Here is a 2,497-nt window from a genome sequence, read left to right as displayed (position 1 = left end):
TAACTCAAACTTAGTTTCATCCCCCGAATTATCATTCCAGGTAACCGAGATCTTAGAACTGCTCGTACCTGTAGCTACTAAATCAGATGGATCCAACGGTACGGATGGTAACGGTAAGGTCGTGGCGTTCGGAAGCGGTAAACCTAATACATCAGCAGGTATTAACTGTTTTGCAATACCACTTCCGGCAGGTCCTTCATATCGAACTTCAAGGAACTCTCCACCGCCTCTTTCAAAAAATGTTACATGTATTTCATGTATACCGGCAGTAAGGTTAATAGTCCCGCTCCGTTCTGTAGGCCCTTGCAAATAATCATTATCAACTACTTTATGAGCTTCGTCAAAACCATCAATATATAGTTTTGATCCATCATCAGATGTAGTATAAAAAATGTAATCTCCGGCAACAGGGACAGTAATAAATCCGGAGAATTTAAAAGCAAAATTATCGCCCCGATCTTGCTCACCTAAACTAAAGGTGCTTATTCTTCCGGTTTTTTGTGGTGTTAAAGAATTGAAGTCCGGGAGATTGTTCATATTATCTACTTCATAATAAGAATAATCTACACCACTTCCCACTTCTGCAAAATCAGATTCACCATATTGCCCAAGCGACTTCAGATTATAATAATAAGTTGTATTTGCGTCCAGCGAACTATCTATAAAACTAGTGGCATTGGGCTGAGCATTCCCTACTGTAACAAAGTTGTTAACAGGATCTGTTGATCTCCAGACCTCAAAACCAGTTTCATCACCGCTATTATCTATCCAGTTGAGTTCTATTTCACTTGAAGTAAGCGCATTGGCTGTAAGACCTGATGGTTTTACAGGTGGATAACCATTAATAATAGGTTCATCAGCAAAATAACTATCCGGTATAAGATTATATGAACTCGATGGATACTGTCTTAAACGGGCTTCCATTGTTTCTCCCCCACCCTGTTCATAAAAAGCAATAGCAATGGGGTAAGTACCTGCTTCAAAATACCTGGTAGGTCCATTTCTATTTTGTGGCCCATGTAATCCATCATTGTTTACTTCCGGTGTTCCTGAATAACTATATGGAGAAACCTGGGAACCCAACGCACCTATCCACAACCTGCTTCCATCATCCGATCTGGTACGGAAACGATAGTTACCACTTGCTGGTATTTTTATCAACCCTTCCCATAAATAGGCAAAATTGTCATTTTGTGTACGATTCTCAAGAGTAATATTGGGCACAACACCTGTGGCATCAGGTACCAGCGTATTAAAATCCGGAAGCTGATCCCATGTTCCAGTATAGGTATAATACTTATAATTTAATCCATTAGATATAGGCTGCCCGGTGACCTGGTTACTGAACGGTGAAACATTACCTGCAAAGTCCCTGGCTTTTACTTTAAAGGCATAAGTAGTCTGATAATTCAGATTATATACTGTAGCATACGCTACATCTGATTCATAGTATTTAATACCGTTCACATAAATATCATATTTAATCACACCTACATCATCAGTCGATTCATCCCAGATCAATTCAACAGAATTTCTGGTTGTAGCACCTACCCGGAGATTCGCCGGTGCCGTTGGCGGGCTGGTATCCGCTTGTGTTTTTGCAGCAGCCGGACCTACCACAGAAGATGCTGCGGTATTATTAATAGCCCTGACTTTATAGAAGTAGTCTGTATCTGGTAAGAGATCGCTATGAGTAAATGTAGTAACATCAGGGGCCGTAATAGCTATCAATTTATAGGGTCCTGCTGCCGACGATGCCATATATATCTCAAAACCTGTCTCATTATAAGATGGACTGTTGTTCTGTGCCCAATCCAGTTTTATTTCTGTTTTTGAAAGAACAGTAGCAATTAAACCTGATACTGGTGGTGGACCATTGGGTCCATTGGCATCAATTACCGGGAACAAACTTGAAAATGGTACGGATGAGCATCCAAATTGCTCTGTTACCTGAACTTTATATTGTCCAGGCGTAGTTGCATATAAAGTATTGGTTGTGCTCAATACTGTTGGACTTCCTTCCCGCTGCCAGTTATATGTTGCATAACCTGTCGGTACTATTAATTCCACACCAGTGTTACCGTCCGGAGCAGGTATCACATTGCTAAATAATCCATTTATTTGAATACTTGGTGGCACTGTAACTCCTTTCAGTTTCAATTCAACTGGTGATGGCGACCAGGGTGACCATTCTGTACCACGGCGAATACGACAGGAAAATACACCTAATGAAGTAGCAGTGTATGTATTGGATGTGGCCCCGGGTATCAAAACACCATCCTTTCTCCATTCATACCCATCAAAGCCAGCCATTACACCAATTACCTGATTTATTGATTCTCCTGGGCAAAATTCTGTACGACCAAACAAAGGCCAGGGGTTGGCCTTATGAGCCTTGTTCATATATACAGGGAACTCAGGTAGTGCCCAGGATTGGTTCCAGCAACCATGACCCAGATTAGGCCATTCTGTATAACTGATATTAGCTCCTGCAGCT

At 41.2% G+C, this 2,497-nt stretch carries 1 protein-coding gene; it reads right to left on the bottom strand.

Annotated elements, in window-relative coordinates:
• Positions 1-2,497 (bottom strand): fibronectin type III domain-containing protein (locus tag H6550_00050; protein ID MCB9044504.1); only part of this gene is annotated, 2,497 nt, incomplete at both ends.

It is taken from the genome of Chitinophagales bacterium (assembly GCA_020636495.1).
GTDB lineage: Bacteria > Bacteroidota > Bacteroidia > Chitinophagales > Chitinophagaceae > UBA5543.
Note: the sequence above shows the minus strand (reverse complement) of the source record. Positions and strands in the feature narration are given on the sequence as shown.